Annotated in this window: 15 protein-coding genes; 4 read left to right on the plus strand and 11 right to left on the minus strand. The window is 69.7% G+C overall.

What is annotated here, in order from left to right; all coding sequences use genetic code 11:
* Window positions 1–54 precede the first annotated feature (54 nt).
* Entirely contained in the window at window positions 55–798 is a 744-nt protein-coding gene (gene gpmA, locus J2X20_RS07725; protein ID WP_310263077.1) for a 2,3-diphosphoglycerate-dependent phosphoglycerate mutase, read from the plus strand.
* On the opposite strand, the gene J2X20_RS07730 is transcribed toward gpmA, so the two are convergent.
* Complete coding sequence (locus tag J2X20_RS07730) at window positions 783–1,736, minus strand: glycosyltransferase family 9 protein (RefSeq protein WP_310263078.1); 954 nt, start codon at window positions 1,734–1,736, stop codon at window positions 783–785. The two genes, gpmA and J2X20_RS07730, sit on opposite strands and share 16 nt — an antisense overlap.
* Before the next feature lie 61 nt (window positions 1,737–1,797).
* Between J2X20_RS07730 and J2X20_RS07735 the strand changes: the two genes are divergently transcribed.
* Both J2X20_RS07735 and J2X20_RS07740 read left to right on the plus strand, forming a co-directional pair.
* Complete coding sequence (locus J2X20_RS07735) at window positions 1,798–2,418, plus strand: DUF4254 domain-containing protein (protein ID WP_310263079.1); 621 nt, start codon at window positions 1,798–1,800, stop codon at window positions 2,416–2,418.
* Window positions 2,415–3,173, plus strand: a complete 759-nt coding sequence (locus tag J2X20_RS07740; protein ID WP_310263081.1) for a hydroxypyruvate isomerase family protein — start codon at window positions 2,415–2,417, stop codon at window positions 3,171–3,173. The genes J2X20_RS07735 and J2X20_RS07740 overlap by 4 nt, the downstream gene beginning before the upstream one ends.
* Here J2X20_RS07740 and J2X20_RS07745 read toward each other — a convergent pair.
* The 6 genes from J2X20_RS07745 to J2X20_RS07770 form a co-directional block, all read right to left on the minus strand.
* Entirely contained in the window at window positions 3,157–3,885 is a 729-nt protein-coding gene (locus tag J2X20_RS07745; protein ID WP_310263083.1) for a lysophospholipid acyltransferase family protein, read from the minus strand. The genes J2X20_RS07740 and J2X20_RS07745 overlap by 17 nt on opposite strands.
* Window positions 3,886–3,961: 76 nt before the next feature.
* Window positions 3,962–5,266 (minus strand): dihydroorotase, encoded by a 1,305-nt coding sequence (locus J2X20_RS07750; RefSeq protein ID WP_310263085.1) that lies wholly within the window; start codon window positions 5,264–5,266, stop codon window positions 3,962–3,964.
* Window positions 5,263–6,225: an aspartate carbamoyltransferase catalytic subunit gene (locus J2X20_RS07755; protein WP_310263087.1), complete on the minus strand. Its 963-nt coding sequence runs from the start codon at window positions 6,223–6,225 to the stop codon at window positions 5,263–5,265. Before J2X20_RS07755 ends, J2X20_RS07750 begins: the two co-directional genes overlap by 4 nt.
* Before the next feature lie 79 nt (window positions 6,226–6,304).
* A complete protein-coding gene (gene pyrR, locus J2X20_RS07760) occupies window positions 6,305–6,793 on the minus strand; it encodes a bifunctional pyr operon transcriptional regulator/uracil phosphoribosyltransferase PyrR (protein ID WP_310263089.1) in 489 nt (162 codons plus the stop codon).
* Complete coding sequence (ruvX, locus tag J2X20_RS07765) at window positions 6,790–7,188, minus strand: Holliday junction resolvase RuvX (RefSeq protein WP_310263091.1); 399 nt, start codon at window positions 7,186–7,188, stop codon at window positions 6,790–6,792. Before ruvX ends, pyrR begins: the two co-directional genes overlap by 4 nt.
* 82 nt (window positions 7,189–7,270) lie before the next feature.
* Window positions 7,271–7,849, minus strand: a complete 579-nt coding sequence (locus tag J2X20_RS07770; RefSeq protein WP_310263093.1) for a YqgE/AlgH family protein — start codon at window positions 7,847–7,849, stop codon at window positions 7,271–7,273.
* Between the two features lie 22 nt (window positions 7,850–7,871).
* On the opposite strand from J2X20_RS07770, the gene J2X20_RS07775 reads away from it, so the two are divergent.
* Window positions 7,872–9,302 (plus strand): cryptochrome/photolyase family protein, encoded by a 1,431-nt coding sequence (locus J2X20_RS07775; RefSeq protein ID WP_310263094.1) that lies wholly within the window; start codon window positions 7,872–7,874, stop codon window positions 9,300–9,302.
* Here J2X20_RS07775 and J2X20_RS07780 read toward each other — a convergent pair whose 3' ends face one another.
* The 4 genes from J2X20_RS07780 to J2X20_RS07795 form a co-directional block, all read right to left on the minus strand.
* The gene (locus J2X20_RS07780; RefSeq protein ID WP_310263096.1) at window positions 9,303–10,142 is read right to left on the minus strand and encodes a response regulator; all 840 of its coding nucleotides are present in this window, start codon (window positions 10,140–10,142) and stop codon (window positions 9,303–9,305) included.
* A 109-nt stretch (window positions 10,143–10,251) separates the two neighbouring features.
* Window positions 10,252–10,887, minus strand: a complete 636-nt coding sequence (locus tag J2X20_RS07785; protein ID WP_310263098.1) for a response regulator transcription factor — start codon at window positions 10,885–10,887, stop codon at window positions 10,252–10,254.
* Entirely contained in the window at window positions 10,884–12,263 is a 1,380-nt protein-coding gene (locus J2X20_RS07790; protein ID WP_310263100.1) for a CHASE3 domain-containing protein, read from the minus strand. Before J2X20_RS07790 ends, J2X20_RS07785 begins: the two co-directional genes overlap by 4 nt.
* Before the next feature lie 228 nt (window positions 12,264–12,491).
* On the minus strand, window positions 12,492–13,532 hold the full coding sequence (locus tag J2X20_RS07795; protein ID WP_310263102.1) for a GGDEF domain-containing protein: 1,041 nt from the start codon (window positions 13,530–13,532) through the stop codon (window positions 12,492–12,494).
* Between the last annotated feature and the right edge of the window lie 5 nt (window positions 13,533–13,537).

Raw genomic sequence — 13,537 nt, forward strand, 5'->3', positions numbered from 1 at the left:
ATTATCGCCGGAGCCGATAATCCGCCGCCTTCCACCCTCCGTGCATTCCTGCCCATGTACAAGCTCGTCCTCATCCGCCACGGCGAATCGACCTGGAACCTGGAAAACCGCTTCACCGGCTGGACCGATGTGGACCTGACGCCCACCGGTGTCGAGCAGGCCAAGACGGCCGGCCGGCTGCTGAAGGAAGCGGGCTATGACTTCGACATCGCCTACACCTCGGTGCTCAAGCGCGCCATCTGGACGCTGTGGCACTGCCTGGACCAGATGGACCGCACCTGGCTGCCGGTGCGCCACGCCTGGCGCTTGAACGAACGCCACTACGGCGGCCTGCAGGGCCTGAACAAGGCCGACATGGCCAAGCAGTACGGCGACGAGCAGGTGCTGATCTGGCGCCGCAGCTACGACACGCCGCCGCCGGCCCTGGAAGCGACCGACCCGCGCAGCGAGCGCGGTGACCCGCGCTACGCCAAGCTCGACCCCAAGGACGTGCCGCTGACCGAATGCCTGAAGGACACCGTCGCCCGCGTGCTGCCCTTCTGGAACGAGACCGTCGCGCCGACCATCAAGAGCGGCCAGCGCGTGCTGATCGCCGCCCACGGCAACAGCATCCGCGCCCTGGTCAAATACCTCGACAACATCGCGGACGACGCCATCGTGGGCGTCAACATCCCCAATGGCATCCCGCTGGTCTATGAGCTGGATGAGAACCTCAAGCCCATCAAGAGCTACTACCTGGGCGACGCGGAAGCCGCGGCCAAGGCCGCCGCAGCCGTCGCCAATCAGGGCAAGGCTTGATCAACCGCTGACATCACCTCGTCCACGCTGACCCACTCGGTGGGGCCACGTCGCATGAGGGTCACTGTCGAGCCCCACGGCGCCCAGCGCGCCGGGTCTACCGGCCCCCAGATGCTCAGCAGCCGCGCGCCCACGCCCGCGGCCATATGCGCCGGCCCGGTGTCGTTGGCGACGACGACACCGGCCCCCTGAAGCAGCGCGTTGTAGACCCCCAGAGCCACGCCGTCGAGACGGATGGCGTCGGGGTAGAGATCCTTGGCGCCCTGCTCCTCCGCCGGTCCGGGCACGATGACGACCTGCCGCCCGGCGGCATGCAGCCGGCGCACGAAGTCCGGAAAGGCCGGCCAGCTGCGGTCTAGGAATTCCACGCGGCCGTTGGCGAAGGGGCAGATCAGCACGCAGCGGCCGGGCTCGACGCCATGGCCGGCCAGCAAGGCACGCGCCTGCTCCCGCTGCGCCTCGCTGACCTTCATGGCGATGTCCTTGGGCGGCTCGGCCTGCACGCCGAGGAAGTCGCAAGCCAGCTCCCAGTACTCGACCAGGGTGTGCCGCCCCTCGCGCCGCGGCAGGCCGCGCTTGAGCAGCCAGGTCCGGCCGTCACCCGCATGGCCCTCGGCCCGGAGCCCGGCCAGGCGCGCGTCCAGGGCTGCAGAGAAGGCATAGGGGAAGAGCAGCGTATTCGAGCGCCCGTCAAAGCTGGGGTCTTCCGCGTCGAGGCGCCGCCTCAGCTCGCGCAGCTGGGTGATGCGCTCGCGCAGCCCGCCGGGCCGCACATGCACGGACCAGCCCTCGGCCTCCAGCAGGCCACGCGCCCAGCCCTTGCCCACCAGCTCCAGGCGGTAGCCCTGGCTTTGCAGCAGCCGCAGCGCCGGAATGCTCAGCACCGTGTCACCGACGAAATTGCGCAGGCGGACGATCAGTGGGCGGGCTTCTATCATCAGCAGTTCTTTACGAAGTGGCGCGGATTCTCACTGCGCCAGCCAGCCCTCCATGCCCGAGATGACCCTGCCCTCCTCCGCCGAAGTGATCGCCGCCCATGATGCGGCCCTGGCCTCGGCACCGGTTGCCGCCGATGCGAACGACGTGCGCGGCTGGGTGGCCGTGAACCACTTCCACAACCGCAGCCTCTGGGCCCAGGAGGACCTGGCACGCCGCACCCTTGCCGCCGATGCCGAGATCGTCGCCAACAAGCGCGCCATCGACCGCCACAACCAGGCCCGCAACGACGCCATCGAGCGCATCGACGAGTTCCTGCTGTCGGCCCTCGGCCTCGTCGACCCCGCCACCATCGCCAGCGCCCTGCCCCTGTCCACCGTGCCTGCCGGCGCGCGCCTGAACAGCGAGACGGCCGGCTCTATGCTGGACCGCATCTCCATCCTGGGCCTGAAGATCGCCGCCATGCGCGAGCAAACCCTCCGCAGCGACGTCGACGACGCCCACCGCCAGTCCTGCGCCGAGCGGCTGGAGCGCCTGATCCAGCAGCGTGCCGACCTCGGTCGCTGCTTTGACGAACTGCTGGCCGATGCCCGCGCCGGCCGGGCCTACTTCAAGGTCTACCGCCAGTTCAAGATGTACAACGACCCACGGCTGAACCCGGCCCTGGTGGCGGAGTCCAAGTGATCCCGGCACGCTTCGCGGCCAACCTCGATTGGCTGTACGCGGAGCATGCCTATCTCGACCGTCCGGCGGCGGCGCGGGCCGATGGCTTCACCGCCGTCGAATTGCAGCAGCCGCATCTGCACGACATCGCGGCGCTGAAGGCCTCGCTGGCCGAGCTCCGCGTCGTTCTCATCAACGCACCGGCCGGCGATTGGGCGGCGGGCGAGCGCGGCTTTGCCGCCCTGCCCGGCCGCGAGGCCGAGTTCCGCGACACGACCCTGCGCGGCCTGGACCTGGCCCACCGTCTGGGCGCAGCGCGCGTTCACCTGCTATCCGGCCTCGCCGAGGACAGCGCGACCACCCGAGCCACCTGGCTGGCCAATCTCCGCTGGGCCGCCGGGCAGTCGGCACTGCCGCTCGTCGTCGAACCCATCAACCGGCGCGACATGCCGGGCTATTTCCTGCATCGCCAGGCCCAGGCCCTGGAGCTGCTGGGCGCACTGGGCACGCCGGGCGTGCAACTGCAGCTGGACCTGTATCACTGCCGCGTCACCGAGGGTGAATCCATGACGCATCTGCTGCGGGCATTGGACCTGGGTCGGCTGGGCCATGTGCAGCTGGCCGGTGTCGCCGGGCGCCACGAACCGGAGGCGGCCGAATACACCGCCGAGCTCGCTTTGCTTGAAGCGCGCGGCTGGCCCGGCGCCGTCGGCCTCGAATACCGGCCGCGTGCCGGCACGTCGGCCGGCCTGGCCTGGCTTACAAGCGTGCGCTGATCGCGCTGCGCAGCGTCTCGCCCAGGGCGCGGCGATCCTGGCCTTCGGTCATCACGCTGGGCAGGATCTGCACGGCGATGCCCAGGCCCTTGGCAGACGCAATGCTCCAAAGGCTTTGGGCCAGGGTCATGTCGCCGATGAAGCGGGCCGAGCTGCTGAAGCGCTCGCCCGACTCGTACCAGCGCAACACGACGGGCAGCACCGGCGCGCCCGTGGAGACGGCGGCCTGCAGCAGGTTGGCATGGAAAGGCAGCATCTCGGGGCCGGGGCCTGTCGTGCCTTCCGGGAAGACCGCCACGCAGTCGCCGGCCTGCAATGCAGCGGCGGTCTGGTGCACGACGCGCAGCGCGTCGCGCTTGCTGGTGCGCTCGATGAACAGCGTGCCCGCGCCTTCCACCAGCGCACCGACCAGCGGCCAGTGCTTCACGTCGGCCTTGGAGACAAAGCGGGCCTGCGGCAGCACCGCATGGACGCCGGCGATGTCCAGCCAGGAGATGTGATTGGCCACCAAGAGATGACCCGCCGCCAGGGCCTGGCCCTCGGCTTTCAGCTCGATGCCCAGGATGCGCAACAGCTTGATCGCCCACCACTGGATCTGCCCATGGCGCTCGGCCGCCGTCATCAGCTCGAAACGGCGCTTGACGATCCACAGGCCGTGCAGCACATGCGGCACGAGGCGCGCGAGGCGCCAGGTGGCGACCAAGGCTCTCATTCGGCCTCCCGCCGGACCGTCCCGAGGGAGGCCCCGCCCCCGCGGGGGGCAGCTCGCAACGCGAGCGTGGGGGCCATCATGCAGCCTCGTAGGCGATGTGGCCGGCGACCAGCGTCGTGCGCACGCGCGCCGGCAGCTCGAAACCGCTGCGCGAGAACTCGAAGGGGCTGTGCTTGCCCTGGCTGGCAAGCATGTCCGGCGTGACGGCCCAGCTGGCACCAGCGTCGAACACGCAGACATCGGCCACGCCGCCTTCCACCAGGCGACCGGCGCTCGCCGACAGCGAGCCCAGGGCGCTGCCCAGCACCCGCACGGGTTCGGCCGTGACGACGGCCAGGGCGCGCTGCAGCGGCAGCTCGGCATCCTTGGCCCAGCGCAGGGCCAGGCTGAGCAGCAGCTCCAGGCCCGTCGCACCGGGCGTGGCCTCGGCGAAAGGCACGGCCTTTTCGTCGACGGTGACGGGCATGTGGTCGGACACCAGGGCGTCGAGGGTGCCGTCGGCCAGACCGGCGCGCAGGGCGTCACGGTCGCGGCCCTGGCGCAGCGGCGGCGTCAGGCGCATGGCGGAGTCGAAATAGCCGATGTCGACATCGCTCAGGTGCAGCGAGTTGATGGACACATCGGCCGTGACGGGCAGGCCTTCCTTCTTGGCGGTACGCACCAGTTCGACGCCGGCGGCGCTGCTGAGGCGGCACAGATGCACGCGGGCGCCGGTGGCGCGGACCAGCTCGAAGATGGTGTGCAGGGCGATGGTCTCGGCGCTGACCGGCACGCCGGACAGGCCCAGGCGCGTGGCGACCGCGCCGCTGGCCGCCACGCCGCCGCCCAGCCAGGCGTCCTGCGGGCGCAGCCAGACGGTGTAGCCATAGGTCGCGGCGTATTGCAGCGCGCGGCTCAGCACGACGGTGTCCTTGACGGCCACCTCGGCCTGCGAGAAGCCGATGCAGCCGGCCTCGGTCAGCTCGGCCATCTCGGTCAGGGCCGTGCCTTCGAGCTGGCGCGTCAGCGCGCCGAGGGGAAAAAGACGGCAGCGGCTCAGCTTGCGGGCGCGGAACTTCAGCATCTCCACGAGGCCGGGCTCGTCCAGCACTGGGTCGGTGTCGGGCGGGCAAACCAGGCTGGTCACGCCGCCGGCGGCCGCGGCCGCCAGTTCGCTTTCCAGCAGGCCTTCATGCTCATGGCCGGGCTCGCGCAGGCGGGCGCAGAGGTCGACCAGGCCGGGCGCGACGATGAGGCCGCTGGCGTCCACCGTGCGGTCGGCGCCGAAGTCGCTCACATCGCCCAGATGCACGATGCGGCCGTTGGCGATGGCGACATCACCCTTGCGGTCGAGATTGGATGCCGGGTCGATCAGCCGGCCACCTTGGATGAGGATCTTCATGCTTCGTTCCCGGCGAGGATGGCCATGACTGCCATGCGGACAGCGATGCCGAATGTCACTTGGGGCAGGATGACGCTGCTCTTGCCGTCGGCCACTTCGGAGGCGATCTCCACGCCGCGGTTGATGGGCCCGGGATGCATGACGATGGCGTCGGGCTTGGCCAGGGCCAGCTTCTCCGGCGTCAGGCCGAAATGCTTGAAGAACTCGCCGCTGCTGGGCAGCATGCCGCCGTTCATGCGCTCGTTCTGCAGGCGCAGCATGATGACGACGTCGGCACCCCTGACACCCTCGGCCATGTCATGGCAGACGCGCACGCCCATGTCGCGCAGGTCGCCCGGCACGAGCGTCTTGGGGCCGACGGCGCGGATCTCGGGCACGCCCAGGATGTTGAGGGCATGGATGTCGGAGCGGGCCACGCGCGAGTGCACGATGTCGCCGACGATGGCCACCGTCAGGTTGCGGAAGTCCTTCTTGAAGTGCCGGATCGTGTACATGTCCAGCAGGCCCTGCGTCGGGTGGGCATGGCGGCCGTCGCCGGCATTCACCACATGCACATGGGGCGCGCAGTGCTGGGCGATCAGATGGGGCGCACCGCTCTCGCTGTGGCGCACGACGAACATGTCGGCGTGCATGGCGCTGAGGTTGGCCACCGTGTCCAGCAGGGTCTCGCCCTTGGCCGTGGACGAACGCGCGATGTCGAGGTTGATGACGTCGGCGGACAGGCGCTTGGCGGCGATCTCGAAGGTGGTGCGGGTGCGGGTGCTGTTCTCGAAGAACAGGTTGAACACCGACTTGCCGCGCAGCAGCGGCACCTTCTTGACCTCGCGGTCGTTGACGGACAGGAAGCTGCCGGCCGTGTCCAGGATCTGCTCGATGACCGCCCGCGGCAGGCCTTCGACGGACAGCAGGTGGATGAGCTCGCCGTGCTTGTTGAGCTGGGGATTTCGCTTGCTGAGCATCACAAGACTCCTGCCGGGCCGCCCCAAAGGAGGCCAGCGCCCCCTCGGGGGGCAGTGAACGAAGTGAGCGTGGGGGCCATCACTTGACCTCGAACTTGAAGCGTCGATCCTCGCCCTGGGCCAGGCGCAGGCTCTGGTCGGCGCGGAGTGTGACCCGGGCCGCCGAGAAGGCCGGCTCGATGGGCAGCTGGCGGCCGCCGCGGTCCACCAGCACGGCGAGCTGCACGCTGGCCGGGCGGCCGAAGTCGAACAGCTCGTTGAGCACGGCCCGCGTCGTGCGGCCGGTGTAGAGCACGTCGTCGATCAGCAGGATGTCGCGGCCGTTGACGTCGAAGGGCAGCGAGGTGTGGTCGGCCTTGGCCAGGCCCCGCGAGCCGAAGTCGTCGCGGTGCAGCACGCTGGAGATGGTGCCGGCGTCGGCGAGGCCCAGGTCGACGGCCAGGCGCTCGGCCAGCCAGGCGCCGCCGCTCCAGATGCCCACCAGGGCGGTGTCCGGCGTCAGCAGCCGCTGCACGCCTTTCTTCAGCTCGAGGTAGAGGGCCTCGGCATCGAGCAGCAATTCACTCATGGATGTTCTCGGAAGAATTGTTCAAGGATCAGGACGGCGGCCGCGGCGTCCACATCGTGCGCGCCTTCAGACTCGGCTTCAACGCTGGTGTAGCGCTCGTCCACCTCGAAGACCGGCAGGTGGTAGCGCCCGGACAGGCGCCGGCCGAAGTTCTGGGCCTTGGCCGTCATCTCGTGCGGCGCACCATCGGGATGGCGGGGCACGCCGATGACGAGGGCGTCGGGCTGCCAGGTCTTGATGAGGGCGGCGATCGCGTCGAAATCGCCGCCCTTGAGCGTGCCACGCGGCTCGGCGGCACCGAGCAGGCGTGTGCCCGAGGCCACGCCGATGCGGCGCAGACCGAAATCAAAAGCAAGAAAGGACTGAAGCGTCGGCGCGGAGGCGTCGAACTTCATTGGAGCCCCTGGCTTGGCGCAGGCGCCAAGCGGTCCCCCGAGGGGACGCGCGCCGGCTTGGGAGCGGCCCGGCGCTTGGCGCTCATGCGTGGCCCGCGTCCGAGCTGAGCATGCGCTGGTCCACGCCCAGCAGGGCCAGGGCCTTCTCGTAGCGCAGCTCCACCGGCGTGTCGAAGATGATTTCCGGCGTCGCGTCGACCGTCAGCCAGCCGTTGCGGCCGATCTCCTCTTCGAGCTGGCCGGCGGCCCAGCCGCTGTAGCCCAGGGTGACGAGGATCTTGCGCGGGCCGGCGCCGTTGGACAGCGCCTCCAGCACGTCGCGGCTGGTGGTCATTTCAAGGCCGCCAGGCACGGCCAGCGTCGCGTTGTAATGGCCGCCCTCCTCGTCCAGGGGCTCGTGCAGCACGAAACCGCGGTCGGTCTGCACCGGGCCGCCATAGAAGACGGGGCTGTCGGCCAGCGGCACGGCCGGCGGGCTGAGCTCGACCTTCTCGAACAGCGTGCCCAGCGTCAGCGAGGTCGGCTTGTTGACGACCAGGCCCAGGGCGCCGTTGTCGTTGTGTTCGCAGAGGTAGACCACCGTGCCTGCGAAAGCCTCGTCGGCCATGCCGGGCATGGCGATGAGGAACTGGTTGGTCAGGACGATCCGGTCGGCAGGCATGGCGGCATTTTATTCTGCGGGTATGAAACCCCGCCTCAATCGCGCCTTGGTCTGGTTTCGCCGCGACCTGCGTGTGGATGACCAAGCCGCCCTCTACCAGGCACTGAAGAGCGCTGACGAGGTGTTCTGCGCCTTCATTCTGGACCGCGACATCCTCGACGCCCTGCCCCGCGAAGACCGGCGCGTCGAGTTCATCCTCGGCGCGCTGCAGGTGCTGGACGAAGACCTGCGCCAGCGCGGCGGCGCGCTGATCGTGCGCCATGGCTTCGCGACCGACGAAATTCCGCGCCTGGCCGCCGAGCTGGGCGTGCAGGCCGTCTTCACCAACCATGACGACGAGCCCGCGGCATGCAAGCGCGACGCGCTGGTGGCCGAGCTGCTGCAGAGCTTCAACGCCGAGCTGCGCACGTTCAAGGACCATGTCATCTTCGAGCGCCGCGAGGTGATGACGGCCGCTGGCGGGCCCTACGGCGTGTTCACGCCCTACAAGAACGCGTGGCTGAAGAAGGTGGACGAGTTCTATCTGAGCAGCTACCCGGTCGAGCGCCACGCCCAGGCACTGGCGAAAAGCAAGCTCGCGACCGGCGTGCCGGCGCTGAAAGGCATCGGCTTCAAGCCCGCCGGACTGCCGTCCCATGTCAGCCAGGGCAGCCGCGGCGCGCAGGGCCTGCTGGAAGACTTTTTGAACCGCATCGACGAGTACGACCGCAGGCGCGACTTCCCGGCCGTCAAGGGCCCGAGCTATCTGAGCGTGCACCTGCGCTTTGGCACCGTCTCCATCCGCCGCCTGGCCCGCATCGCCCATGAACGCATGCAGGGCGGCGACCATGGCGCCGAGGTCTGGCTGTCGGAGCTGATCTGGCGCGACTTCTATCACCAGGTCATGCACCACCACCCCCACGCGATGACGGCGGCCTTCCGGCCCGAATACGACGCCATCCGCTGGGAAACCGGCGCGCATGCGGACGAGCTCTTCGCCGCCTGGTGCGAAGGCCGCACCGGCTTCCCGCTGGTGGATGCGGCCATGCGCCAGATCAACCAGACGGGCTATATGCACAACCGCCTGCGCATGGTGGTGGCCAGCTTCCTGACCAAGGATCTCGGCATTGACTGGCGGCGCGGCGAGGCCTGGTTCGCCCGGCAGCTGCTGGACTTCGACCTCGCGGCCAACAACGGCGGCTGGCAATGGGCCAGCAGCAGCGGCTGCGACGCCCAGCCCTATTTCCGCATCTTCAACCCGACCAGCCAGAGCGAGAAGTTCGACGCCGAGGGCCGCTTCATCCGCCGCTACTGCCCGGAGCTGGCCGATCTGCCCACCCCAGCCATCCACGCTCCCTGGGAGCGGGCGCCGCTGGACATGCAGGGGATCGACTACCCGCGCCCCATCGTCGACCACGCCGTCGCGCGCGAGCGCACGCTGGAGCGCTACGCCGTCGTCAAGCGGCGCGACTGATCACAGCGCGCCGAAGGCCGTCGCCTGGGCGAGGGTCAGCAGACCGCGCGGCGAAACCGCGTCGGCCGGGAACAGGGCCATGCCCATCTCGATGCCGAGGACGTAGTCGCGGCCGCCGACGTGAAAAGGCTCGCTCATCAGCGCGACCAGGCTGCGCGCGTGGGCGGCGGCCTGCTCGGCCTGGTCCAGGCGGGTCTGCACGACGGCAAACTGGTCGGCCGAGCTGCGCGCGACGATGTCCGAATCGGCGCTGGCCTCCTTCAGCCGCAGCGCCACCTGGCGCGCCACCGCGCCGGCGACGTCGTCTGCCAGTTCGGCCAGACCGGCCAGGCGCACCACGTAGACGGCCAGGTCGACGCCGTCGCGTGTCGCGCAACGCGACACCTGGTCCAGGCGCTCGTGCAGGGCGGCTTCGTTGAAGAGGCCGGTCAGGCCGTCGCGCAGCTGGACGGCGGGCTTGTCGTCCAGCGTCGCCGGGCGGGTGGCGGCGTAGCCGGCCAGGTCGTCGAACAGGGTCTCCAGGCCGCTGGCCTTGTCGTAGAAGGCATCGGCACCGGCGTCCAGGCAGGCGCGGCGGTAGGCGTCCACGTCCTGGGCCGTCAGCACGGCGATGCGGCCGCTGTAGCCGGCACGCCGCAACTGGGCGAGCAGGCTCAGGCCGCTGCCCGTGGCCAGCGACAGGTCCATCAGCACGACGTCGGGTTGGGTCCACTGGATCAGGGCCAGGGCCTGGCGCTCGCCACCGGCCTCGCCGACGACGCGCATGCCGGGCATGGCATCGAGACGGCGCACCAGCAGGCGGCGGATGGAAGCGGAGTCTTCGACGAGAAAGATGTTCATGGCCGCCATGGTCCATCGCGCCGGGGTTTCCGGGCAGCGGGGGATCTGGGCGTTAGGCCGCCAGCAATGACGCAAGTCGTTGTAGGCAAATTGCCTACACGCGCTGCCCTCAGAGTTCCGTCAGCCCGTGCTGCACGCAGTATTTGGTCAGCTCCGTGTTGTTGGCCCAGCCGGCCTTCTCGAGGATGCGGGCGCGGTAGCTGCCCACGGTCTTGACGGACAGATGCATGGTTTCGGCGATCTGCGCCGGCGTCTGGCCTGCGGCGATCAGCAGCATGACGCGATGCTCCTGGGTCGACAGTTGCTCGTGCGGCAGGGCGTCGGGCGCCTTGCCGCTGAGCAGGCCCAGCAGATGATCGGCCATGGCGGCGGTCACATAGCGCCCCCCTTCGGAGAGGCGGCGCAGCGCAATGCGCAGCTCTTCGGGGGCGCGGTCCTTGGGCAGATAGCCCGCGGCGCCCATCTGCATCAGGCGCGCCGCGTAGGCGGCCTCGGCATTCAGGCTGAGCACCAGCAGGGGCACGCCGGGCAGGACGCGCAGCAGCCTGCTCGCGCCCTCGGTCCCCCGCGCGTCCGGCAGGGACAGATCCAGCGTGACGAGATCGGGCCGGGCGGCTGCGATGCGAGCCAGCGCTTCGGCAATGGTCGGCGCCTCGTCGATCTGGGCGTCGGGCCATTCCTGCAGCACCAGCTGGGTGATGCCCATGCGCATCAGTGGATGGTCGTCGACGATCAGCAGTCTCACAGCCAGGCCTCCTCTTGCTTGCTGGCGGCGGGGGCAGGCAGCGGCGACTCCAGGGGCAGCCAGACGCGCACGCAGGTGCCGGCCCCCGGTGCCGGCCCGAAGTCGAAGCTGCCACCGGCCAGTTCGGCGCGCTCGCGCATATTGCGCAGGCCCGAGGCATCGGGCCGCGTGCTGCCCGGGCCGCGGCCGTCGTCGATGACCTCCAGCTCATAGCCCGGCCGGGCGCCGACCGCCAGGCCGCGACCGGCCACGCGCAGCTTGCGCGCCTGGGCATGGCGCAGCACATTGGTGCAGGCCTCCTGCACGATGCGAAACAGCGGGCTGGCCTGCTCGGGCGGCAGCAGGGCGTCGTCGCTGAGGTCGAGTTCGGTGGTGAGGCCCGACTGGCGCCCCAGCGCTTGCAGATAGTGGCCCAGGGCCGCCTCCAGCCCGAGCTCATCGAGCAGCGGCGGGCGCAATTCCGCCGAGATATGGCGGGCCGAACGTATGGCCTCCTCGGCCATCTCCTGCAATTCGTCCACCAGGGGCTCGCTGCGCGGGGCGAGCCTGGCGCGCAGCGACAGCGTCAGCATCTTGATGGCCGTGCCGACCTGGCCGACCTGGTCGTGCACCTCACGGGCCAGGCGGCGGCGCTCGGCCTCGATGCTGCGGTCCATCTCGACGGCAAAGCTGCGGATGCGCGCCAGCGCATGGCTCAGCGCCTCGGTGCGCTGGGCGACCTGCTGCTCCAGGCCGGCGTTGGCATCGCGCAGCGCCGCCTCGGCGCGGTCACGCAGGCGGCGCTCGCGCAGCATCAGAGCCACGGCCACGGCCAGCGTGGCCAGGCCGCCCGCCGGCAGCAGACGCGTCAGCCGCGTGGTGCGCTGGCGCACGGTCTGGGTGGCTTCGTCGGCCATGGCGACACGGCGCTGCTGCTCGCGAGTCAGTTGCTCGATCTGGAAGCGCAGCTCGTCCATGACGCGCTTGCCGTCCACATAGGCGCTGAGATCGTGCATCGCGGCGCCTCCGTCGGCCAAGCGGCGGGCGATGGTCTGGCGGGTCTGTGCCAGCCTCTCGTCGATGAGGGCGTCGAGCCGGCCCAGCATCGTCGTGTCGGCGCTCTGCCTGGGCAGGCGCTCGCGCAGGCCGGTACGCACGTCGGCCAGTTCGCCCAGGGCATCTTCATAGGGACGCAGAAAGGGTTGCTGGCCGGTGATGATGAAACCGCGCTGGCCGGTCTCGATATCGATCAGCAGCATCAGCAGGCGCTGCAATTCGGTCTGGGTGCGCAGGGCCTGGCTGCGCTCGGCGTCGCGCTCCAGCAGCTCCGCCAGGCTGTGAGAGGCGCCCACGGCCGTGCCGACGAAGGCCAGGAAGGCCGCGACAAGAAGGCTCAATGGAAGCCAGGAATAACGCATGCAGGACCCGCAACACGCCGCGAACCGGGAGGTCGCGTCACGGGCGTCGCCGATGGCGACAGCCTGCCCACGCCACCCCCCGCACTGGGCCGCCCGCCGGCGTCTGGGACGCGCCGGTTCGGGCGATGTCCCTAGGCTATGGCTGGGGCGGTGGGAAAGTCAAGCCGCGGTGTTGCCGCGTGCAATTGCGCCGTTAGCGGGGCGCACTCAGAACAGCTCGACGTCGCTGAGCTGCGTGGCTTCCTGGATCACGCCGCTGGCCACCAGGGCCGCGTAATTGTGAACCTGGTTGCGGCCATGGCCCTTGGCGTGATAAACGGCCTTGTCGGCGCGCTCGAAGGCGGCGGCCGGCGCATCGCCGGCACGGACTTCGGTGAAGCCGATGCTGACGGTGATGCGGCCGACCTGGGGGAAGGCATAGCGCTCGGTGTTCACGCGCAGCCGCTCGAAGGCCTCGCCGGCGTGGATCTCCTCGTCGCAGCGCATCAGCACGACGAATTCCTCGCCGCCGAAGCGGTAGAGCAGGTCGTGGAAGCGGAAGGAGCCGCGCATCAGCCGCGACAGCAACAGCAGCACCTCGTCGCCGATCAGGTGGCCGAAGCGGTCGTTGACCGACTTGAAGTGGTCGATGTCGATGACGCCGAGCACATAGTGAGGCACGGCGGCCTCGTGGCGGCGGTCTTCGGTGCCATGCTCGGGCGGCGGGCTCTTGGCCGGGATCTCGGAGAGCACCTTCAGGAAGCTCTCGTCGAAGGTCTTGCGGTTCAGCAACCCGGTCAGCGTGTCGCGCTCGGAATAGTCGAGCAGGCCCTGGAAGTTGTGATAGATCCGCAGCACGCTGCTGACCATGCGCTGGGCGCCGGCGCCCAGGCGCCGCGTCGACAGGATCTCGATGACGCCGATGACGTCGCGGTCGGTCGCAATGGGGAAGAGGTAGAGCCACTTGCCGCCGTCGGCCACCTGCGTGACGCTGCGGCTGCGCATGGCCTCCAGGCGCAGCGGGTGGTCGGTCGCCAGCGGCAGCGCCTCAGGCTTGGCCCACAGCGGGTCGGCCGAGGCGACGGCATCGCCCGCCCGCAGATGGGCACGCGTGAGCCAGCGCTCGTGCCCCGGCTCGCCGACCAGGCGGTAGATGGCTGCCGACTCCGGCTCGAGCAGGTCGCGCAGCGCCATGACCAGGGTGACGTCCATGACGTCACGGTCACGGAAACCGGTCAGCTCGGCGAGGTGGTCGACAACCTGGGACATGGAAT

The sequence above is a fragment of the Roseateles saccharophilus genome (assembly GCF_031458095.1).
Lineage (GTDB): Bacteria > Pseudomonadota > Gammaproteobacteria > Burkholderiales > Burkholderiaceae_C > Pelomonas > Pelomonas saccharophila_A.

What these genes read in the sequence shown, in the direction of transcription:
- gpmA (WP_310263077.1), top strand. Translation starts at nt 55, where the DNA reads ATGTACAAGCTCGTCCTCATCCGCCACGGCGAATCGACCTGGAACCTG.
- J2X20_RS07730 (WP_310263078.1), bottom strand. Translation starts at nt 1,736, where the DNA reads ATGATAGAAGCCCGCCCACTGATCGTCCGCCTGCGCAATTTCGTCGGT.
- J2X20_RS07735 (WP_310263079.1), top strand. Translation starts at nt 1,798, where the DNA reads ATGACCCTGCCCTCCTCCGCCGAAGTGATCGCCGCCCATGATGCGGCC.
- J2X20_RS07745 (WP_310263083.1), bottom strand. Translation starts at nt 3,885, where the DNA reads ATGAGAGCCTTGGTCGCCACCTGGCGCCTCGCGCGCCTCGTGCCGCAT.
- J2X20_RS07750 (WP_310263085.1), bottom strand. Translation starts at nt 5,266, where the DNA reads ATGAAGATCCTCATCCAAGGTGGCCGGCTGATCGACCCGGCATCCAAT.
- J2X20_RS07755 (WP_310263087.1), bottom strand. Translation starts at nt 6,225, where the DNA reads ATGCTCAGCAAGCGAAATCCCCAGCTCAACAAGCACGGCGAGCTCATC.
- pyrR (WP_310263089.1), bottom strand. Translation starts at nt 6,793, where the DNA reads ATGAGTGAATTGCTGCTCGATGCCGAGGCCCTCTACCTCGAGCTGAAG.
- ruvX (WP_310263091.1), bottom strand. Translation starts at nt 7,188, where the DNA reads ATGAAGTTCGACGCCTCCGCGCCGACGCTTCAGTCCTTTCTTGCTTTT.
- J2X20_RS07770 (WP_310263093.1), bottom strand. Translation starts at nt 7,849, where the DNA reads ATGCCTGCCGACCGGATCGTCCTGACCAACCAGTTCCTCATCGCCATG.
- J2X20_RS07775 (WP_310263094.1), top strand. Translation starts at nt 7,872, where the DNA reads ATGAAACCCCGCCTCAATCGCGCCTTGGTCTGGTTTCGCCGCGACCTG.
- J2X20_RS07780 (WP_310263096.1), bottom strand. Translation starts at nt 10,142, where the DNA reads ATGAACATCTTTCTCGTCGAAGACTCCGCTTCCATCCGCCGCCTGCTG.
- J2X20_RS07795 (WP_310263102.1), bottom strand. Translation starts at nt 13,532, where the DNA reads ATGTCCCAGGTTGTCGACCACCTCGCCGAGCTGACCGGTTTCCGTGAC.